The organism is Pseudomonas sp. P106(2024) (assembly GCF_057480815.1).
Window position 1 is genome coordinate 337,608 of record NZ_JBLIYU010000002.1, and the last position, 20,795, is coordinate 358,402.

Below are 20,795 nucleotides of genomic sequence, written 5' to 3' on the forward strand. Positions count from 1 at the left end.
TGCCTAGGCACAGGCCCGCCGAGCGGCAGGCCTGTGACGACGTGGGGTCAGAGGCGGTCGAGGAGCAACCGAGGGTTGCTTTCGATCATCTCCACTTCGGCGCTGTAGACCTCGATCACCAGGCCATCCGGGTCCTCGAAGTAGACGGCGCTGCGCACGTTGTCCGGCCCATGGTGGTAGCCCGGCGCCGGGCCGTTGCCCTTGACCAGCTTGATGGTGCCGGCAGCGGTGACCTGCTCGGCGATGCGCCGCACATCCCCGGGCAGTGCCCGCACACCGATGTGGTAGCCGGTCGGGTAGCTGAACGACTCGCTCTGCTCGATGAAGAAGTCGAAGCCGTTGAGCTCCATCACGGCCTTGCGCGGCCCCAGGTTGTAGCAGTAGTTGGCGCCAAGGATGTCGCTGTAGAACGCCTTGGAGGCTTCCAGGTCGCGGGTGAGGATATTGATGTGGTTCAGCTCGGGGCGCTGCGCGGCCCGCGCCGCTTCGTCCAGGCCCAGGCCGTCGAGCGAACGCCACAGCTTGGTCGCGGCCGCGAACTTGGCGAAGCCCGCCAGCCAGTCCTTGATCGCCAGCTCCGGCGCCTGCCCGGCACCGATATCCAGCGAGTACGGATAGAGAAAGCCCTGGCTCGCCTGCTGCCACTGGGCGATCACGCCGCTGGCGGGCGGCAACTGTGCCAGTGCACCCTGCACGCGGACCAGCACCAGCGCGGTGTTGCGACACAGCCCGCTGGCCTCATTGAGCAACGTGTTCAACGCAACCGGTGGCGTGGCGCTGTCGAGCAGCAGGCAGACTGCGTCCACCGGTCCCTGGCCGGCCGGCTTCTGGCTGACCTGCAGGCTGAAACCTGCCGCCGCCGCGGCGCTGCCCAAGCTGTCCAGGGCCTGGGCCGCCGCGTCGCCAAGCGGCGCGGCATGCAATGCCAACAAGCGCAGCATCAGGCAGCCCTCCGCCCGATCAGCAGGGTGTAGCGGCCGATCGGCTCCTGCTCCACGCTCAACCCCGCCGACGCCATGCTGTCGATCAGGTAGCGGGTCGGATGCAGCTCGCCGTTGACCGTGTTGAGCATCATGTGCAGGGAGAAGTCGGCCGACAGCGCCGGGTGGATCTCGTCATCCTCCAGGGCCATGCTCAGCACCAGCAGCGCGCCGTCGCCCTCGACCATGCCGGCAGCGCCGGCGATCAGGGTACGCACCTGCTCGCGGGTGAAATAGTGCAGGCAGTCGTTGAGCATCACCACGTCGGCCCGCTCGCCCTGGTACTGCGCCAGGTCCAGCAGGTTGCGGGCATGGAAGCCCAGGCGGTCGTCAAGACGGTACTTGGCGAAGGTGGCCGCGGCCGCCTCGCGGGTGGGCTCAAGGTCCCAGACCTCGCCCTTGACCTGCGGATTTCGGCTGGCGATCTCGGCCAGGTAGGTGCCGTGGCCACCGGCCAGGTCGATCACCCGGCGGGCCTTGTCGAACAGCGGCAGGTCACGCAGCACATCAACCATGGGCTGGCTGAAACGGACCATGGCATCGTTGAAGGCGTCGCGGGCCGCCAGGTCGTGCTTGAAGCGGTTTTCCTGCTGGAAATCCAGCGAGGTGCGGCTGCGCAGCACTTCGTCCAGGCGCGGCCAGTTTTGCCACTGCAGGCGCTGGTGGTCGATGATCGGGCCGATGAACTCGGCGCTGTCGCTGACCAGGAAACGCTGGCTCAGCGGCAGGTTCTCGAAACCTTGGGCGGTGCGCTTCAACAGGCCCATGGCCACCAGCGCGTTGAGGAAGATGCGGCCCTTGTTCGGCACCCAACCCAGCGCATCGCTCAGGGCCTGGGCGCTGACCGGCTGGCGGGTGTGATCGAACACACGCTGGGCCAGCGCCGAATGCAGGATCGCGGACTGGCGGTACTGGTCGGAAAGCTTCACCAGGTCGACCACGCCTTGCAGGCTGTTCAGCGCGTCGGCGTGTTCATAGATGGTCACGGGTTTCTGGGCATTCATGCACTCACATCCCTGTCGAGTTATTGTGGGTGAGCCCATGCCCGGCATTTGCCAGCAAGGTGTCGATGGACGTGCACGCACCCCTCCCTGGGACCGGCAAGCACAGGCTCCGCAATTCAGCTTAGCCGCGGACTCAATAAATACAACTAATACCTTTTATATTTTTATCGCATATAAATTTTATATTCGATAATCGTTCTTCTTGCACAAATCACCACGAATCCGGGCTATCCTTCGCCCACTTGCCTGCGCAAAGGATGGCCCAGGAGAGTGCCCGATCCGTTCATTCACGCCCGGTTTCCAGCGCTCCATGACCTCGACCACCGTTGATACCAACTGCACCGCCGACCGCATCCTGTTCCTGCTCAAGACCCGCGGGCCGCTCAAGACCGCCGACCTGGCCCAGCTGCTCGCCATCACCTTCGAAGCCACTCGCCAGCAAGTGCAGAAACTGCAGGCGGCCGACCTGGTCAGCGGCATCAGCGTGCCGGCCAAGGGCGCCGGGCGCCCTTCGCAGAAATGGGCACTGACCGCCACGGCCCAGCGCCGCTTCCCCGACTCCCACAGCGTGCTGACCCTGCAACTGATCGAGAGCGTCGAGCAGGTGTTCGGCAGCGACGGGGTCGACCGCCTGATCAGCCGCATGGAAGACAGCAACAGCCGTGAGTACCAGCAGGCCTGCGCCGATGGCCAAAGCCTGGAGGACAAGGTGCGCATCCTCGTGCAGCTGCGCGAGCGCGCCGGCTACATGGCCGAAATGCAGGCCGACGGCAACGACTGGCTGATCGTCGAGAACCACTGCCCGATCTGCATCGCCGCCACCCGCTGCCAGGGGTTCTGCCGCAGCGAGCTGCAGGTATTCCAGGCGGCGATCGGCGAGCAGGGGCTGGTGGAGCGTTGCGAACACCTGATTTCAGGGGATCGGCGCTGCGTCTATCGCATTTCGCCGAAGTAGCGGCCCCAACCGGTCAGATCCGCCGCCTGCCCCTGAGCGCTGGAATCGTGGTCTGCGCAATCGCCACCTGTTCCTGCCCGCGGCGCGTGTTGGCCGCCAGGCCCGCCAAGGTCGGCTGACTGAACAACAGGCGCGCATCGGCATGCAGCCCGGCCTGGCGCATGCGCGCCACCAGGCTGACCGCCAACAGCGAGTGCCCACCCAGCTCGAAGAAGTTGTCGTCGCGGCCGACCTGCTCGATCTTCAGCACTTCGGTCCAGATCTGCGCCAGCGTATGCTCCAGCTCGTCACGGGGCGCCTCATAGGCCCGACTGATCACCGCCTCCACGCCCGGCGCCGGCAAAGCGCGGCGATCGACTTTGCCATTGGGGCTCAGCGGCAACTCGGCCAGCAGCACATAGGCCGAGGGCACCATGTAGGCCGGCAGTCGCGCCAGCAGGTAGGCACGCAGCGCTTCCAGCGTCGGCGCGCCATGGCCGTCGCGACAGCTGGCATAAGCCACCAGGCGCTCCTCGCGAACCAGCACCACCACCTGGCCAAGGTCCGGATGAGCCGCCAACAGCGCCTCGATCTCGCCCGGCTCGATGCGCAGGCCGTTGAGCTTGACCTGGAAGTCGTTGCGACCGAGAAACTCCAGCTCACCATCGGCGCGATAGCGCACCAGGTCGCCGGTTCGGTACAGGCGGTCGCCGGCCACGAACGGACTGGCGATGAAGCGCTCGGCCTGCAACGCCGGCAAGCCCAGGTAGCCGCGGGCCACACCGATGCCGCCGATGTGCAGTTCGCCGGCACAACCCACAGGCACCGGACGGTCATGGGCATCGAGCACGTACAGACGCGTGTTGCCGATCGCCCGCCCGATCGGCGGGGCGGCGACGGGCAACGGCTGCTGCGGCTCCAAGGTCCAGGCGGTGCTGTCCACGGTAGCTTCGGTGGGGCCATAGACATTGTGCAAGCGCACCTGGGGCAAGGCCTGGCGCACCCGTTGCGCCAGCGCCAGCGTCAGCTCGCCGCCACCACAGAAGACATCGCGCAGGCTGCTGCAACGCTCCACGCCCGGGGTGTCGAGAAACGCTTGCAGCAGGGCCGGAACGAACTTGACGGTGGTCACCCTGCGCGACTGGACAAGCTGCACCAGGTAAGCCGGATCGCGGTGACCGTCGGGGCGGGCCAGCACCAGGCGCAAGCCCGCGCACAGTGGCCAGAACAACTCCCACACCGAACCGTCGAAGCTGAACGGCGCCCGCTGCAGCAGCGCGTCGTCGGCCCGCGGCGGGCACAGGTCGCTGCCCCAGCGCATCAGGTTGCACAGCCCGCGGTGCTCGACCAACACCCCTTTCGGCGTGCCAGTCGAGCCCGAGGTGTACATGACGTAGGCCAGGTGCCCGCCACCCAGTTCCGGCAGCTCCGGCGCATGGTCGCCGTGCACCTGCCAGTCACCGTGATCCAGATCCACCAGCGGTGTCGACTGACCCTCGAACAGGCCACGGGTGGCTCCGTGCACCAGCAGTGCCAGGGGCGCGCTGTCGGCCAGCATGTAGTGCAGGCGTTCGTCGGGGTAGCCGGGGTCCAGCGGCACATAGGCGCCACCGGCCTTGAGCACGCCGAGCAGGCCGACGATCAGCGAGGCGCCCCGCTCCAGGCACACCGCTACCCGGCTGTCGGGCCGCACGCCAAGGCCGATCAAGTGATGGGCCAGGCGATTGGCCTGGGCGTCGAGCTCGCGGTAGGTGAGCTGCGCGTCTTCACTCTGCAGCGCCACGGCATCCGGCGTGCGTCGCACCTGAGCGGCGAACAGCGCCGGCAGGTGCGGATACGCGGGATCCAGCGCAACCTCGGTGCTGTTGAGGGTTTCCAGCAGATACACACGCTCCGTTTCCGGCAGGGTCGGCAGCGCCTCGAGCGCCACCGGGGCTTCGCTGAGCAGGGCGGCAGCCAGCGCCTGCAGGGTGCAGGAAACGAACCCTAGCACCCGTCCGGCACCCAACTCGCAAGGTGCCCGCACACTCAGGCGCAGGCTGTCGCCCTGCTCGTCCACGGTCAACACCAGGGCGTGACTGTGCACCTCGCTGGCATCGAGCAGGGTCACCCCGGGCAACGCTTCGGCGTCGTGCGCGGCGCCATGCCGGTAGTTGAGCAGGCTGTCGAACAGTGCCACGCCGGCGGGCAGGCCACTGCAGCGCTGGGCCAGCACCAGCGGCGCGTCCTCGTGCCTGAGCAGCGCCGCCAGCTGGCCGTGGATTCCGACCAGCGCCTGGCCCACGTCGCGACCCGCCAGCGACACCCGCAGCGGCAGGCTGTTGATGAACATGCCCAATGCCCGGTCGGCGCCCTCGCCCGCCATCACCCGCCCCAGCAGCACGGTGCCGAACACCACCTCGTCGCGACCACCCAAGGTCCCCAGCACCTGGGCCCAGGCCAGGTGCATCAGGCTACCGAGGCCGACGTCGTATTGGCGCACGCGCTGGCGCAGGGCCAGGGCCAGGTCCTCAGGAACGGTCAGGACGCAGGTCTCGACACGGGTCTGGATCCCCTCGCCCATGCCGGCCAGCCTCGGCGGCGCCTCCACCCCGGCCAGTGCTTCGCGCAGGAACACTTCATGGCCCGCCTGCCGAGCCTCGTCGCGGCTCATGGCAACGTAATTGCGGTAGGGCACCGGCCTGGGCAATGTATGCCCTTCGTTCGCCATCAGTACCGCCAGTTCGGCCAGCAGCACCTTCACCGATACGGCGTCGTTGACCAGATGGTGGAAGTGCAGCAGCCCCAGCCAGCGCTGCCGCGCGCTGTCCTCGACGCAGGCCAGAGCCATCATCGGCGCCTGGCGCAGGTCCAGCCGCAGGTTCTCTTCGCGCAGCCGGGTGGCCGCGTCGCCCGGACCGGACGCAAGCACCCTCAACGGCAACCAGGCCTGGCGCCACACCACTTGCTGCGGCTGCGCCAAGCCTTCCCAAGCCAGGCTGGTACGCAGGATGTCGTGACGCTCGATGACCCCGGCCAAGGCGCGGTTGAACGCCTCCAGCGCAGCCTGGCTGGCGAAGGCGAACAGCGCCTGTTGCTGGTACGGATCACGGTCTTCGGTGAGGTGGTGATACAGCAGCCCCTCCTGCAGCGGTGCCAGCGGGTAGATTTCCTGCACATTGGCCGCCCCGCCCGGCACCCTGTCGACGATGCGGTCGATGTCGGCCTGGTCGAGGTGGGTCAGGGCCAGCATTTCTGGGGTGATCCGCTGGCAACCCGGGGCCACGCGATTGGCCGCCACCGAGTGCACGGGGGCGCCGTCAAGCGACGCGGCCAGGCTCGCCAGGGTCGGTTGGCCAAAGAGGACCTGGGCATCGACCTGCAACCCCGCCTGACGCATGCGCTCGATCAAGCGCACCGCCAGCAGCGAATGACCGCCCAGTTCAAAGAAATGATCGTGCCGTCCGACCTGCTCCACCTCCAGCAACTCGGCCCACAGCGCGGCCAGGCGCTGTTCAAGCTCGCCTCGGGGCGGCTCGTGGGCGCGCCGTACCGTGGCCTCGTTGCCCGGCGCGGGCAACGCGCGGCGGTCAAGCTTGCCATTGGCGGTCAACGGCCAGGCCGCCATCGCCACATAAGCGCTCGGCAGCAAGGCGGCCGGCAGGCGGCTGCGCAGGTGTTCGTGCAACTGCAACGGGGTCGACGGCTGTTCGCCAAGGTACCAGGCCACCAGTTGGCCGTCGCGCAGCAGCACCAGCGCCTCGCGCACGGCTGGATGACTGGCCAGCGCGCTCTCGATCTCGCCCAGTTCGACCCGTACGCCGCGTATCTTCACTTGGTCGTCGCTACGCCCAAGGTACTCCAGGGTACCGTCGGGCAACCAGCGCACCAGGTCACCCGTGCGGTACATCCGGGCGCCATGCTGCAGGGTGAACGGGTCGTCGAGGAAGCGCTCGGCAGTCAGTTCGGGGCGGTTCAGATAGCCGCGGGCGACTCCCGCGCCGCCGATGTGCAGCTCACCGACAGCACCTATCGGCAGTTGCCGTCCCTGGGCATCGAGCACGTACAGCCGGGTGTTGGCCACCGGCGCGCCAATGTGCAGCACCTGGCCCGGGCGCACCTCGCCCGCGCTGGCCACTACCGTGGCCTCGGTCGGCCCGTAGTTATTGATGATCTGGCAGCCACGCTCTCGGGCCAGCCGGCGCAGGCGATCGCCGCCGACCAGCAAGGTGCGCAGAGTCGGATGTGGCGCGCCCTGGGCGAAGGCGTGCTCGGCCACCGGCGTGGGCAGGAAGCTGACCTGCAGCGGCTGGGCGCGCCACCAGCGCAGCAGCGCGTCGATGTCCTCGCCGCCCTCGCCCACCGGTGCCAGGTGCAGGGTGGCGCCAGCGCACAAAGCCGGCCAGATCTCCCAGGCCATGGCATCGAAGCCGAAACCGGCCAGGCTGGAGGTTGCGCTGCCAGGGTGGAGATCGAAGGCTTCGCAGTGCCAGTCGACCAGGTTGGCGAGCATGCGGTGCTCGATCATCACGCCCTTGGGCTGACCGGTCGAGCCGGAGGTGTAGATCACATAGACCAGGCTAGAACCCGACAGCCCCGGCACCTCGAGGTCGGCGAACGCCGTCGCGGGCAGTGGCAGGCGGTCCAGTTCGATCACCGCCACCTCGATGGCTGGCAGACGCTCGCGCAGGCCGGACTGGGTCAGCACCACCTTCGGCGCACAATCGTCGAGCAGGTAGCGCAGGCGCTCGTCCGGGTGCGCCGGATCGATCGGCACATAGGCGGCGCCGGCCTTGAGCACCGCCAGCAGGCCGACCAGGGTGTCCAGGCCGCGGCGGGCGACCACGGCCACCCGTTGCTCCGGCACCACGCCCAGGGCCAGCAGTTGGGTGGCCAGCTGGTTGGCGCGGTTGTTCAGCTCGGCATAACTCAGGTGGCGCCCCTCGTGCACGGCGGCCGTCGCCTCGGCGCGCAGCGCGGCCTGGGCCTCGATGCGCCGATGGATCAGAGCCGGGCCTTGGGCTGCGCTGGCGGTGGCATTCCACAGGCGCAGGCGCTGCTGCTCGTCAGGCAACAGCAGGTCGTAGTCGTCGATGCCCGCCTGCGGCCGCGCCAGCCCCTGGGCCAGCACATGCAGCAGGCGCGCAGTGAACACCTCGACCTCTTCGGGGGCCAGCCAGGCTTGGTTATGTACCAGGTGCAGCCAGGCCTTGCCATTGTGCGGGTTGCTGCGCAGGTAGATCGACAGCGGCGTCGGCTCGTGATCGTTGCATACCTTCACGCTGTGGGCGCCGAGGCTGCCATAGCGCAGGTCGTGGCCCTCTTCCTCGTAGGACACGGTGATCTCGAACAATTGCCCACGGGCCTCCCGGGATAGCCCCAGCACCCGGTTGAGCTCGCTGAGCGGCAGGCGCTGGTGACGCAGGTCGCGCCGCAGGGCATCGCCGATACCGCGCACCAGTTCGGCGAAGCTCAACTGCCGACCGAAGTCCATGCGCAAGGCATTGACCTGGACGAACATGCCCAGGGTCGCCTTGGCCCGCGCATTGCCACGGTTACGCACCGGCAGGCCGACGACCCAGTCGTCCCGCTGCCAGGCCCGGGCACAGCACACGTGCAAGGCCGCCAGCAGCACATGGGCGACCGATCCCTGCAGCTCGTCGGCCAGCTGCCGCATGCGCGCCAGCAGGTCGCCGTCGAAACTGCGCTCCAGCGCATGGCTGGGCGTGGCGCCTGGCGGCAGGCCCTGTTCCTTGGGCTGCAGCAGCGCATCCGGTAGTTGTGGGTAACGGCCTAGCCAATAGGCAAGATCGCGCTGCTGACGGGCCGATCCCTGGTAGGCCAGGTCATCCTCGATGAATGTTCGGTAGGACGGGGCCGTGTCCGGCAGTGCCAGGCCCTGCTCAAGCAGACCGTAGTACTGGCCCAGCTGGTGGAGCAACTGCTCCAGGCCCCAGCCGTCGAGGATCAGGTGATGGGCCTGCAACATCAGCAGGCTGCGCCCGGCATCCACATGCAGCAATGCCATGCGCAGCAACGGTCCGGTTTCAAGGGCGAAGGGCTGTTGCAGCAAGGTCTTGGCCAGACGTTGCGCAGCGGCGAACGGCTCGGCCTGCCCGCGCAGGTCGTGCTCGTCCAGCGGCACCTGCAAGCCGGCCACAAAGCGCTGGCGAGCGATGCCATCGTCCCCCGCCTCGCGCACCAGCACGGTGCGCAACCCGTCGTGAAGCGCGACCAGATGCGCCAGCGCGCGCCGCAGCAGACCACTGTTCACGGCGCCGTCGAATGCCAGATACCCACCGACGTTGTAGAGCGGCGAGTCACCGTGGCTGATCTGGTCCAGCCAGATGTCGCGCTGGGCGCAGGTCAGGGGGAAGCTATCGGCGACAGGCATGGGCGGGTCTTCCTTGAAACGGGATCGTCCGCGGATTCAAGCACCCACCCCGCGCCCTGTATGGCCCCCCAAACCCGGACATTGGCCAGTCCCTTATTGCTCCGCCTAAGTCCGCTGAAACTTTTGTAGGAAATTGACGATAGTCGGCAGCCGGTACCTGCCTACCCCCGCCAACCGACGGGGCAATCGCCGGCGATCTGGCCGGTTTCTGGCGCCAATTGTCCGACAATCCGTCAATTAAGGCTGCATGACCCCACGGAAATGCCGACTTTTCTTGTCGGATAATTTGACATTTCCTGTCCCCGCTTTCCGCTACAGACGCAGGCTCGGAGCCTGCTATTCAATAGCGCCAAGCCCCACCACAGAGAGGACTCGACCGCGAGACCCACCGCGTTACCGGATCAAGGAAGACGACGACATGAAGCTGATCGACAGCCTCGAACACCGCCACGACCCGCACCTGTACCTGCAATTGGGGGCACTGGTTGCCAGCACCGGCGATGCCACCTTCGCCGAACAGATGTTCCAGCTGATCGACGACCAGGTGCCGATCCATCGGCTCGACCTCAGCGAGTGGACCCTTGACAGCGACCAGGCCAACATCCGCCAGGTCAAGGTGCTGGGCAGCGCCGGCCTGCCCGAGGCGACGCCCGCGCAAGCGCAGCTGCGCCATCCCCTGCTGCAAAGCATCATGCGCATGGAAGACCCCTTGCTGATCCAGATAAACGCCCCCGTGCACCAGTGCAACCTGGTGTCGCGCAGCGGCGACCGGCGCTGGGTCATCTGCTGCCATCGCCAGCGCAGCGAGCGGATGTTCTCCCTGGCCGAACTGTCGCTGCTCAAGCGCCTGTCCGACACCCTGCTGCCACTGGTCGAGCACCATGCCCAGCTGTTCCTGCAGACGGCCCAGCGTCGTCCGGGCAGCGTGCAGGCGGATGAGGCCGGCTCGCTGCGCCAGGTCTTCACCGAGCGCCTGGAGCAGGAGGCAATCCGCCTGTCCACCCGCGAGCAGGAAGTGTGCATCGGCCTGCTCACCGGAGCCACCGTGCCGCAGATGGCCCAGCGCTTGAATGTGAAGAACAGCTCGATCGAGACCTACCTGAAACGCGCCACCGCCAAGCTCGGCGTCAGCGGGCGCCATGGCCTGGCCCGCTGGATGGCCGGCACCTGATCCCAGAGACCCTGTCATGCCGCGAATCGCCCTGCCCTTGCTTGCTCTCGTTCTGACCGGTTGCAGCCTCGCCCCCGACTACCAGCGCCCACCTTCGCCCAGCGCCGAGCAGTACCCCACGGGCGTCGCCTACCGGGGCGGGCCACCCGCCACGGACCTGACCGGCGACTGGCGCGGGGTGTTCCAAGACCCGGTGCTGCGCCAGTTGCTCGACACCGCGCTGGCCAACAACCGCGACCTGCGCGTGGCCGTGCTCAACGCCGAGGCCTACCGCGCCCAGTACCGCATCCAGCGCGCCGAGCTGCTGCCGAAGATCGCGGCCAACGCCCAGGGCACACGCCAGTACCTGCCACGGCGGCGCACCGGCGGCGAAGGCATGATCAGCACCCAGCAATCGGCCACCGTTGGCATCAGCGCCTATGAACTGGACCTGTTCGGTCGATTGCGCAGCCTCAGCGACCAGGCGCTGCTCAGCTACCTGGCCACCGACGAGGCCCGGCGTGGCGCCGAGCTCAGCCTGCTCAGCAGCGTCGCCGGCGCCTATCTGACCTGGCGTGCCGACCAGGAATTGCTGGCCCTGTCGCGCCAGACCCTGCAAGCCGACGAAAAGAGCCTGCGCCTGACCCAGCGTCAACGCCGCACCGGCACCCTGTCGGCGCTCGACCAGATCCAGGCCACCACCCGCGTCGACAGCACCCGCGCCGCCGTGGCGCGCTACACCCGCTTGGCCGCCCAGGACTTCAACCAGTTGCAGCGCCTGGTCGGCACGCAGATCGACGAACACCTGCCGGCATTGCCGCTGGCCGACGAACAGATTGCCAGGGTCCCCGCCGGCCTGCCCGCCGACCTGCTGCAGCGCCGCCCGGACATCCGTCAAGCCGAGTACCAACTGCAGGCCGCCAACGCCAATATCGGCGCGGCGCGGGCAGCGTTCTTCCCGAGCATCAGCCTGACCGCCAACGCCGGCAGCAGCAGCCGCGAGCTGGCCGACCTGTTCGACGCCGGCACTGGCACCTGGCTGTTCCAGCCGCAGGTCAACCTGCCGCTGTTCAACGCCGGCAGCCTGCGTGCCAGTCTCGATTACGCCACGTTGCAGAAGGACATGCAGGTGGCGCGCTACGAGAAGTCGATCCAGACCGCCTTCCAGGAAGTGGCCGACGGCCTGGCGGCGCGCAGCACCTATCAACAGCAATTGCGGGCCCAGCGCGACCTGGTCGAAGCCAGCCAGCGCTACCACGACCTGGCCGAGAACCGCTACCGCACCGGTATCGACAGCAGCCTGACCTTCCTCGACGCCCAGCGCTCGCTGTTCAGCGCCCAGCAGGGCCTGATCAGCGACCGTCTGGCGCAGTTGCTCGCCGAGGTGAACCTGTTCACGGCCTTGGGTGGCGGCTGGGACGAGGCGCCGGGGCTGGCCTACCAGCGCTCCACGGCCCTGCCGAAGTAGACCGACGGCGATACCCCGAGGGTGCGGCGGAACATCGCGCTGAAGGCACTGGGGCTGTCATAGCCCAGGTCCAGCGCCACCTCCAGCACCGACTGCCCGGCCGCCAGGGCATCCAGGCTTGCCAGCAGGCGCATGCGCCGCAGCCATTGCACCAGGCTCAGGCCGGTCTCGCGCTGGAAGGCACGGGTCAGGGTGCGCGGGTTAAGGCCGCTGTGGGCCGCGGCACGGGCCAGGCTCCAGTCCTCGGACAGTGCCTGGCGCAGGGCCTCGCACAGGCCTTGCAGGTGCGCCGAATGCGGACTGGGCACATGCAGGGCGAATACCGGCAGCACGCGCAGTTCGTCGAGGATCAGTTGCATGATCCGCGCCTCGCGGCCCTGGGCCGGATGGTCGGGGGCGATGTCCATGGCGCGGATGATCAGCTCGCGCAACAGCGGCGAGATCTCGATCACCTGGCACTGGCGCGGCAGGTCCGGGCGCGCGTTGGGTTCGACGAACAAGGTACGCATGCGCACGACGCCGGCCATGCGCAGCTCGTGCTCGACCGCCGCTGGCACCCACACTCCACGCCCCGGGGGGACCACCCAGCAGCCTTCGCGGGCACTGACCGTGACCACGCCACTGATCGCGTGGATCAACTGGGCGCGGTCATGACAGTGCGGCGCGATGTGCTCGCCATGGCGGTAGTTCTCGGCGAGCGGCAGGATGATCGAACGCGGCATCGGTGCGGGTCTGGCATGGTTGAACGTAGATTATTGGCGATGCGTGGGGCTAAGGGGAACCCGGTGACTTGTGGGAAAAAGCGCCGATATCAGCACCCCTTGGCCGCTTCCTGCGCCGATACCGGCACATCGAAGACCTTGTCGAACCCCCACTGGAACACGAACGCATAGACGAAGAAGAACACGAACAACGCCAGGTTGGTCACCAGCGCCGCCCACAGCCCGATGTCCAGCCAGTACGCCACCAGCGGCAGCAGGATCAGCACCAGCCCGCCCTCGAAGCCCAGGGCATGCAGCAGGCGCCGCAGGAAGGTGCGGCTGCGCTGGCGCTGGCGCGCCTCCCAGCGCTCGAACGCCCAGTTGTAGGCCATGTTCCAGCTCATGGCGATGCCCGACATGAGGATCGACAGCACGGTGGACTGGGCCATGCCGGCGCCGAACGCCAGCTCCAGCGCCGGCGCCACGCAGGCCACGGCGATGGCCTCGTACAGGATGGCCTGGACGACCTTGCGCGCCTTGCCTTGCATGCTCTACTCCCTGAAGAAAAGACCTACAAAGCTACAAGAAGAAGGCTGTAAGAAAAAGCCGGAAATACTTTATTGACTGACCGTTCAATCAAGAAAAACTAGCATAAACGTTTCCGCACCAACCCTCCCTGGCGTTCGGCCTCGACAGTGCCGACACGACCCCCGCCTCCATGGCACTTCCGCAAGCGCCTGCAGCGCACCGTCCGGCGCAGGCCGCGCATTGGACAACCCCGTGATCGACTGCTTGTATCTATGACTGGCAAGCGGCGACACGTCGTACAACTTCGTCCAGGGAATCGAACGAGGAACTACACGATGGCTTACACCGTGATGATGGTATTCGGTACCCGCCCCGAAGCGATCAAGATGGCCCCGCTGGCCCGCGTCCTGCGCGACTGGCCCGAGGTCGACCTGCATATCTGCTCCACCGGCCAGCACCGCGAAATGCTCGAACAGGTCCTCACCGCCTTCGGCCTCACGGTCGATCAGGACCTGCAGGTGATGACCCAGAACCAGACCCTCAACGGCCTGTCCCGCGACCTGCTGGACAAGCTCGACCGCGCCTACGAGCAGGTCAAGCCCGATATCGTGCTGGTCCACGGCGACACCACCACCAGCTTCATCGCCTCGCTGGCGGCCTTCCACCGGCATATACCCATCGGCCATGTCGAGGCTGGCCTGCGTACCGGCAACCTGCAGCAGCCCTGGCCCGAGGAAGCCAACCGGCGCTTGACCGGCGTGCTCGCCGACCTGCACTTCACCCCCACCCGCGACTCCGACGCCAACCTGATCCGCGAAGGCGTGCCGCCCGAGCATATCGAGGTCACCGGCAACACAGTGATCGACGCCCTGCTGTGGATGCGCGACAAGCTGCACCGCGATAACTGGCGCCCCGCCCCCGAATCCCCGCTCAAGGTGCTGCGCGACGACCAGCGCATGGTGCTGATCACCGGCCACCGCCGGGAGAACTTCGGCAGCGGCTTCGAACGCATCTGCCTGGCCCTGGCCGAACTGGCCTTGCGCTACCCGGACGTGCAGTTCCTCTACCCCGTTCACCTAAACCCGCAGGTGCAGCACGCGGTGTACAGCGTGCTATCCGGGCGCGACAACATCCACCTGGTCGCCCCCCAGGACTACCCGCACTTCGTCTGGCTGATGAACCGCGCCCATATCATCCTCACCGACTCCGGCGGCGTGCAGGAAGAGGCGCCAGCCCTGGGCAAGCCGGTGCTGGTGCTGCGCAAGGTCACCGAGCGCCCCGCCGTGCTCAAGGGTGGCACGGTCAAGCTGGTCGGCACCCTGACCGAGCGCATCGTCCACGAGACCAGCCAATTGCTCGACGACCCGGCGGCCTACGCGCGCATGGCGCAGGTGTTCACCCCCTTCGGCGACGGCCACGCCAGCGAGCGCATCGCCGAACGCCTGAGCCGCTGGTTCGCCGAGCAATCCGCCGCGCGGGACAACGCATGAGCCTGGCTTTCATCGACTTCCTCACCTATGTCCTGTTCGGCCTGAAGATCCTCGCCATCATCCTGGCGACACTGATGTTCGTGCTCGGCCTGGACGACCTGTTCATCGACCTGTGCTACTGGGGACGCACGCTGATCCGGCGCTTTCGGATCTACGACAAGTTCGACAAGGCCGACGAGAAACGCCTGTTCGAGGTGCCGGAAAAGCCCCTCGCGATCATGGTGCCGGCCTGGAACGAGGTCGGCGTGGTCGGCGAGATGGCGCGCCTGGCGGCCTCGACCATCGACTACGAGAACTACCAGATCTTCGTCGGCACCTACCCCAACGACCCGCAGACCCAGGCCGACGTCGACGCCGTCTGCCTGCACTACCCAAACGTTCACAAGGTGGTCTGCGCCCGCCCCGGCCCGACCAGCAAGGCCGACTGCCTGAACAACATCATCGACGCCATCCTGCGCTTCCAGCAGGACGCGCGCATCGAGTTCGCCGGTTTCATCCTGCATGACGCCGAGGACGTCATCTCGCCGATGGAACTGCGCCTGTTCAACTACCTGCTGCCGAACAAGGACATGATCCAGATTCCGGTGTACCCCTACGCACCGGAATGGAAAGGCTTCACCGCCGGCCACTATGTCGACGAGTTCGCCGAGAACCACGGCAAGGACGTCATCGTGCGCGAAGCGCTCACCGGCCAGGTGCCCAGCGCCGGGGTCGGCACCTGCTTCAGCCGCCGGGCGATCAGCGCCCTGCTCGAGGACGGCGACGGCATCGCCTTCGATGTGCAGAGCCTGACCGAGGACTACGACATTGGTTTTCGTCTCAAGCAGAAGGGCATGAAGTGCATCTTCGCCCGCTACTCCATCACCGACCCGGCGCTGGCCCTCAAGCAGGACTGGCGCCTCGGCATGAGCCGCGAATTCGCCCAGGTGATCTGCGTGCGCGAGCACTTCCCGCGGGACTGGCAGCACGCCATCCGGCAAAAATCGCGGTGGATCGTCGGCATCGTGTTCCAGGGCACCAGCAACCTCGGCTGGAGCCGCAAGGGGGCGCTCAACTACTTCCTCTGGCGCGACCGCCGCGGGCTGTTCGCCTACCTGCTGAGCTTTTTGGTCAACCTGTTGCTGCTGGTGCTGCTGGCGATGTGGCTGGTGACGGTGATCGCGCCGGAGTCGTGGCGCTTCATGTCGATTCTCAGCGACAGCAAGCTGCTGAGCACGCTGCTGTGGCTCAACGGCCTGCTGCTGTTCAACCGCCTGTGCCAGCGTTTCTGGTTCGTCACCCGCTACTACGGCATCTTCGAGGGCCTGCTGTCGGCGCCGCGGATGATGTGGAGCAACTTCGTCAACTTCTTCGCCAACCTGCGCGCCCTGCGCCAGGTGATGGAAATGGGCGATTCGCGGCGGGTGGCCTGGGACAAGACTACCCACGAGTTCCCCGCCCTCGCCGCGCCTGCGCGCACGCCGCTGGGCCAGCGCCTGGTGGAGAAAGGCTTGATCAGCCAAACCCAGCTGGAGCAGGCCATCACCAGCCCGGTCCGTCGGCGCCTGGGTCGCGAGTTGCTGCTGCACGGCTGGCTGAGCAGCGAGCAACTGGTCGAGACCCTGGCTGAACAGCTGGACCTGCCCTGGGCACCGCTGAACCCGTTCAAGATCGCGCCAGCGCTGATCGCCAAACTGCCGCGCAAGCTCGCCACCCACTACGGCGTGCTGCCGGTGGACGAGGACGGCGACACCCTGGTGCTGGCCAGCGAGAGCCCGGTCAGCCAGGTTTCGCTGGGCGTGATCAGTCGCCAGCTCAAGCGCCCGGTACGCGCCCGCCTGGCGCCGCAAGGGCGGGTCACCCTGGGCCTGCGCTACCACTACCCAAGCCCCTGGCAAAAGCCCGAGACCCGCGAAATGCTCGCGGTGCTCGAGCGCCATCAGGACGACGCCACCCTGCTGGAGCAGGTCGGCATCCACCAGGTGATGCTCGGCACGCTACTGCAGGTGCGCGGCATGGTGCCGGTGACCCTGTTCAACCAGGCGCTGATCGACTTCAACCCCGAGCAGCAGAGCCTGGGCGAGCACCTGATCGCCCGCGGCATCATTACCGAAGAGGTGCTGCAGCAAGCCCTCGCCGAGCAGGCCAGCGAACAGCAGGCCGCCTATGATCTGACCCGGGAGGTGGCATGACGCCCCGTCTTTCCCTGACCCTCGCCAGCCTGCTGCTGTGCTCTTCCACCCTGGCCGCGCCGACCAAGCCGATGACCGACTTCCAGCGTTTCACCAGCTACCCGTTCATGGAGCGTGGCTACCGGGAGGCGCAGAAGGACAACTGGGCGGAGGTCGAGCGCCTGACCCGCCACGTGCTGGGGCGCGTGCCCAACAACAACGAGGCACGCGCCCTGCTGGCCGAGGCCCTGGCCCACCAGCGTCGCTACAAGGAAGCCGAGGCCATCGCCGAGGACCTCGACGACAACCCCGAGCACGCCGACGCCCTGCTCGAACTGCGCCTGACCTGGATCGAGCAGGACCCGCCCGCGCAGAGCCAGGTTGAGGCGTGGCTGGCCGACAGCCAGGGCCAGCAGCGGGTGCGCCTGTGGCAAGCCTACAGCGTCAGCCTGGCCAAGTTCGGTGGCGCGGCCAAGGCCCTGGAATGGCTCAACCAGTTGCCGGTGCGCGACGACGGCATGGTGCTGCGCATGACCCGGGCCAACTTCGCCGAGCAACTGCGCAACTGGGGCGAGACCATCGACCAGCTGCAACCCCTGGCCGAAAAGGGCGAATTGCCGCCGCAGGACTGGCAGCGCCTGGCCAACGCCTATATCCAGCAGGTCGATGAAAAGGGCCTGAACAAACTGCTGGCCAGCGCGCCTTCCCAGGAGGCGGCGACCCATGCCCGCCTGGCCATGGCCAACCGCGCCATCGCCATGGGCCACAACCAGCAGGCCGAGCGTTGGCTGCAGAGCCTGCCCACCGATCAACTGCAGCATCCCGAACAGCGCCGGCAACTCTGGGAACTGGCCCGCGAGGGCGACGATGCGGCGCTGGTGCGCCAGTTGAGCAATGAATTGCAGCGCCCGTGCCTGGAGACCGTCGACTGGCTGTCGCACAAGGACCTGAAGCTGGCCCGCGAGCAGCTCGGCCAGTGCGAGGCCCGCGACAATCCGCGCAGCTATGCCATTCTCAAGCAACGCCTGTATGGCGACCCTGCGCAGCCGCCGCAACCACGCACGGCGGCTCAGTGGGAACAACGCTACCGCCAGACCGGCGACCTCGCGGCGCTGGAGCAAGCCACGTTCATGCTGCTCGAGCGAGGCCAGACCGAGCACGCCCGGCAGTTGCTGGAGAACGCCTACGACCGCCGCCAGGGCCGATTGACGCCCTCGCTGCTGCAGCGCCTGGGCAACCTCTATGCGCGCAACGACGGTCCGCTGGACACCCCGCGCATGCTCGCCCTGGTGCCGCGAGTCGATGCCGCCACCCGCGGCCAGTTGCTCGCCCGCCTGGCCGAGGCCGGCCAGTGCAACGCGGTGCGCAAGGCGATCCCGGCCAACCCGAGCGAAGCCGGGCAGTATCGCGCCCTGGGCCGCTGCGCCATGCCCGACCGGCCCGGCGAAGCCGTGGTCTACTACCAGGCCGCCGAACGCCTGGGCGACACCGCCAGCCGCCTGCCCCTGGCCTACGCGCTGGAGGCCTCGGGCGACGCCGAAGCAGCGCTGCCGATCTGGAACACCCTGCCGGCCGACGTCTGGACCGACAATGCTCGCCTGACCGCGGCGCGGGGTGCCTTGAACGCCGGCGATGCCGACGCCGCCCGCCGCCACTGGGACGCGGCCGCGCACCGCAACGCCGACGACTGGGCCCTGGGCGCGGCCATCGCCCAACGCCAGGGCGACGCCCAGCAGGCCCTGGCCTTCCAGCGCGAAGCCCTGCGCCACACCCCGCGCGCCGATCACTACTACGCCGCCGCCAGCACCGCCCAGCAGGCCGGCGACAGCGCCCAGAGCACCGCCTGGCTGGCCGAGGCCGTGCGCCTGGCGCCGGATCAGCCGCGCTACCGCGCCGACTACGGCATGCGCCTGGCCGGCTCGACGGACAAGCAGCAACGGCGCCACTCCATCCCCTATCTGGAGCGCGCCACCCGCGACTTCCCCGAGGACTACCGCCTGGGCGAGACCCTGGCCCTGCGCTACGACGAGGCCGAGGACAGCGCCTCGGCCCGCCGCGAGTTGCGCCGGGTGCTGGACGTGGAGCGCAACCTGGTCGACGGCGACGACGAGTACGGCAGCCTGGAGGCGCGCAAGTACCGCCAGCGTCGTGCCCATGAAGCCCTGTCGCGCCGCGACAGCATCACCCTGGCCAGCACCTGGTCGCCAGCCGGTACCTCGACCAACGATAAGTTTCTCGACAACGGCGCGCGCGCCGGCAGCTCCCGCCGGGCACAATCGCAGAACGTGCAGCTGGCGATGTGGGACCACGCCCTGGGCGAGGAGCCCAGCCGCAACGGCAGCACCCTGTCGGTCTATGGCCGCGTGCTGTTCGGTGGCCAGAGCCGCACCGACTACGCCCAGAGCATGGGCACCGGCGTCGGCCTGCGCTACAAGCCGCTCGGACAGGCCAACCTCAACCTGTACGCCGAGCTCTACCACCAGCGCCAGATCGACAGCACGCACTACAGCGGCCTGGGCCTGGGCGAGCTGCTAAGCCCGGCCAAGGTCGGCGGCAACTGGGGCGACCTGCGCCACAACGCCGAATCGAGCAACGACCTGCTGCTGCGTGCCACCGCCTCGTTCCTCGACCAGGGCCGGTACCGCAATGACTGGCGCATCGACGAAGACGACTGGGACGAGCGCTTCCTCTACCTCGACGCCGCCTGGTGGACCCGGGCGGGCGATCATGCCTGGCTGTCGCGCTTCCAGCAGGGCCATGCCTGGAAACTGCCAAGCCGGTCGCCGCAGACGATCATGCCCTACGGCTTCCTCGAGTTCTCAAGCCAGGACCCAAGCAACGACTGGCGCCAGGACGCCCGCGCCGGGGTCGGCCTGCGCTGGCAGTGGTGGTTCGACGACGACCGCTACAACGCCTACCGTGGCTCGCTGAAAGTGCGCGCCGAGTACCAGCAGGCGCTGGGCGGCAACCTCTACGAGCGCGCCAACGGCGTGCTGCTGGGTGTGGAGATGAATTTCTGATGCGTACCTTTCTGGCTCTCTGCCTGCTCGCCCTGTGCCTGCCGACCCTTGCCGACGAGCGCCTGTTCTACCAGCCGCTCAACCGTGATGCGAACGTCTCGCCAGCCCAGTGGCAACAACTGTGGCGCGCCACCAGGGCCCAGGGTGGCACGACCCTGATCGTGCAGTGGAGCGCCTACGGCGACAGCGACTTCGGCGGCGCCCACGGCTGGCTTGCCGGCAGCCTGCGCGAGGCGCAGGCCCAGGGGCTGGAGCTGGTGCTGGGGCTGTACATGGATCCGGCCTACTACCAGCGGCTCGAACAGCTCGACGGTGAAGGGCTGAACAGCTACTTCAAGTCGCAGTTGGGCCGCTCCCTCACCCAATACCAGCAGCTCAAGACCGACTGGGCGCTGCCGGTGTCCGGCTGGTACCTGCCGCTGGAGCTGGACGACCTGCACTTTCGCGATGCGGCCAGGCGCGATGCGCTCTACACACAATTGCAGGCGTTCAATCGGCAATTGGACAAGCCCTTGCATATCAGTGCCTTCAGCGCCGGCCAGCTGTCGCCACGGGTCAATGGTGCGTGGCTGGAGCAACTGGCGAACCTTGGCCTGAACGTGTGGTGGCAGGATGGTGCCGGCACCGGTCGCCTGCCGCCACTCGTGCGCCAGGGCTATGAACAGGCCCTGCCCTGCCAGGTGGGTATCGTGCGCGAGGCGTTTCGCCAGGTCAGCCCGCCTGGGCAACCGTTCCGCGCCGAACCGGCGCAGCCGGCGCTGAGCGGAGGCTGCCACGCCGAGGCTGTGTTCGCACTGCGCTACCGGCCCTGGGCCAAGGATGTGCTGCAATCAGGCTCGTTGTAGGAACAACTGTCTTACTCAACTGCTAAAGCTAGCGCGATCCCTGTGGGAGCGGCCTTGCGTCGCGAAAGGGCTGCGCAGCAGCTCCGGCAATTTTGAGGGTGACTTTAAACCTGGGGCCGCTGCGCGCCCCTTTCGCGACGCAAGGCCGCTCC

Annotated in this window: 12 protein-coding genes; 7 read left to right on the top strand and 5 right to left on the bottom strand. The window is 67.6% G+C overall.

Annotated elements, in window-relative coordinates; genetic code table 11:
• Positions 1-47 precede the first annotated feature (47 nt).
• Together AC25M7_RS05165 and AC25M7_RS05170 are read right to left on the bottom strand one after the other, a co-directional pair.
• Positions 48-941, bottom strand: a complete 894-nt coding sequence (locus tag AC25M7_RS05165; RefSeq protein ID WP_096048093.1) for a VOC family protein — start codon at positions 939-941, stop codon at positions 48-50.
• Positions 941-1,984, bottom strand: coding sequence for a methyltransferase (locus AC25M7_RS05170; RefSeq protein WP_028691690.1), 1,044 nt, complete (start codon positions 1,982-1,984; stop codon positions 941-943). The genes AC25M7_RS05165 and AC25M7_RS05170 overlap by 1 nt, the downstream gene beginning before the upstream one ends.
• Before the next feature lie 310 nt (positions 1,985-2,294).
• Here AC25M7_RS05170 and AC25M7_RS05175 point away from each other — a divergent pair, with 310 nt between their 5' ends.
• On the top strand, positions 2,295-2,939 hold the full coding sequence (locus AC25M7_RS05175; RefSeq protein ID WP_028691691.1) for a helix-turn-helix transcriptional regulator: 645 nt from the start codon (positions 2,295-2,297) through the stop codon (positions 2,937-2,939).
• Positions 2,940-2,952: 13 nt separating this feature from the next.
• On the opposite strand, the gene AC25M7_RS05180 is transcribed toward AC25M7_RS05175, so the two are convergent.
• The gene (locus tag AC25M7_RS05180; RefSeq protein WP_486970807.1) at positions 2,953-9,291 is read right to left on the bottom strand and encodes an amino acid adenylation domain-containing protein; all 6,339 of its coding nucleotides are present in this window, start codon (positions 9,289-9,291) and stop codon (positions 2,953-2,955) included.
• Positions 9,292-9,709: 418 nt separating this feature from the next.
• Between AC25M7_RS05180 and AC25M7_RS05185 the strand changes: the two genes are divergently transcribed.
• Together AC25M7_RS05185 and AC25M7_RS05190 are read left to right on the top strand one after the other, a co-directional pair.
• Entirely contained in the window at positions 9,710-10,462 is a 753-nt protein-coding gene (locus AC25M7_RS05185) for a helix-turn-helix transcriptional regulator (protein WP_028691693.1), read from the top strand.
• A 16-nt stretch (positions 10,463-10,478) separates the two neighbouring features.
• On the top strand, positions 10,479-11,909 hold the full coding sequence (locus tag AC25M7_RS05190; RefSeq protein WP_088851521.1) for an efflux transporter outer membrane subunit: 1,431 nt from the start codon (positions 10,479-10,481) through the stop codon (positions 11,907-11,909).
• Here AC25M7_RS05190 and AC25M7_RS05195 read toward each other — a convergent pair.
• A complete protein-coding gene (locus AC25M7_RS05195) occupies positions 11,879-12,631 on the bottom strand; it encodes an AraC family transcriptional regulator (protein WP_486970808.1) in 753 nt (250 codons plus the stop codon). The genes AC25M7_RS05190 and AC25M7_RS05195 overlap by 31 nt on opposite strands.
• An 89-nt stretch (positions 12,632-12,720) precedes the next feature.
• Positions 12,721-13,158, bottom strand: a complete 438-nt coding sequence (locus AC25M7_RS05200) for a PACE efflux transporter (RefSeq protein WP_028691696.1) — start codon at positions 13,156-13,158, stop codon at positions 12,721-12,723.
• Positions 13,159-13,473: 315 nt separating this feature from the next.
• Between AC25M7_RS05200 and wecB the strand changes: the two genes are divergently transcribed.
• Genes wecB through AC25M7_RS05220 form a run of 4 tightly spaced genes read left to right on the top strand, consistent with a single transcriptional unit; the run spans position 13,474 to position 20,643 of the window.
• Positions 13,474-14,628, top strand: a complete 1,155-nt coding sequence (gene wecB, locus AC25M7_RS05205) for a non-hydrolyzing UDP-N-acetylglucosamine 2-epimerase (protein ID WP_028691697.1) — start codon at positions 13,474-13,476, stop codon at positions 14,626-14,628.
• Positions 14,625-16,799 carry a cyclic di-3',5'-guanylate-activated glycosyltransferase NfrB gene (gene nfrB / locus AC25M7_RS05210; protein ID WP_486970809.1) on the top strand — a complete coding sequence of 725 codons (2,175 nt, stop codon included), beginning with the start codon at positions 14,625-14,627 and terminating at the stop codon, positions 16,797-16,799. The genes wecB and nfrB overlap by 4 nt, the downstream gene beginning before the upstream one ends.
• Positions 16,796-19,798: a phage receptor gene (locus AC25M7_RS05215; RefSeq protein WP_486970810.1), complete on the top strand. Its 3,003-nt coding sequence runs from the start codon at positions 16,796-16,798 to the stop codon at positions 19,796-19,798. Before nfrB ends, AC25M7_RS05215 begins: the two co-directional genes overlap by 4 nt.
• Positions 19,798-20,643: a DUF4434 family protein gene (locus tag AC25M7_RS05220; protein ID WP_062360823.1), complete on the top strand. Its 846-nt coding sequence runs from the start codon at positions 19,798-19,800 to the stop codon at positions 20,641-20,643. The genes AC25M7_RS05215 and AC25M7_RS05220 overlap by 1 nt, the downstream gene beginning before the upstream one ends.
• Positions 20,644-20,795 lie beyond the last annotated feature (152 nt).

Bases quoted from the DNA above. Each gene is read 5' to 3' on its own strand.
- AC25M7_RS05215 (WP_486970810.1), top strand. From the start codon at position 16,796: ATGACGCCCCGTCTTTCCCTGACCCTCGCCAGCCTGCTGCTGTGCTCT.
- AC25M7_RS05165 (WP_096048093.1), bottom strand. From the start codon at position 941: ATGCTGCGCTTGTTGGCATTGCATGCCGCGCCGCTTGGCGACGCGGCG.
- AC25M7_RS05170 (WP_028691690.1), bottom strand. From the start codon at position 1,984: ATGAATGCCCAGAAACCCGTGACCATCTATGAACACGCCGACGCGCTG.
- AC25M7_RS05220 (WP_062360823.1), top strand. From the start codon at position 19,798: ATGCGTACCTTTCTGGCTCTCTGCCTGCTCGCCCTGTGCCTGCCGACC.
- AC25M7_RS05175 (WP_028691691.1), top strand. From the start codon at position 2,295: ATGACCTCGACCACCGTTGATACCAACTGCACCGCCGACCGCATCCTG.
- AC25M7_RS05200 (WP_028691696.1), bottom strand. From the start codon at position 13,158: ATGCAAGGCAAGGCGCGCAAGGTCGTCCAGGCCATCCTGTACGAGGCC.
- AC25M7_RS05185 (WP_028691693.1), top strand. From the start codon at position 9,710: ATGAAGCTGATCGACAGCCTCGAACACCGCCACGACCCGCACCTGTAC.
- wecB (WP_028691697.1), top strand. From the start codon at position 13,474: ATGGCTTACACCGTGATGATGGTATTCGGTACCCGCCCCGAAGCGATC.
- AC25M7_RS05180 (WP_486970807.1), bottom strand. From the start codon at position 9,291: ATGCCTGTCGCCGATAGCTTCCCCCTGACCTGCGCCCAGCGCGACATC.
- AC25M7_RS05190 (WP_088851521.1), top strand. From the start codon at position 10,479: ATGCCGCGAATCGCCCTGCCCTTGCTTGCTCTCGTTCTGACCGGTTGC.
- AC25M7_RS05195 (WP_486970808.1), bottom strand. From the start codon at position 12,631: ATGCCGCGTTCGATCATCCTGCCGCTCGCCGAGAACTACCGCCATGGC.
- nfrB (WP_486970809.1), top strand. From the start codon at position 14,625: ATGAGCCTGGCTTTCATCGACTTCCTCACCTATGTCCTGTTCGGCCTG.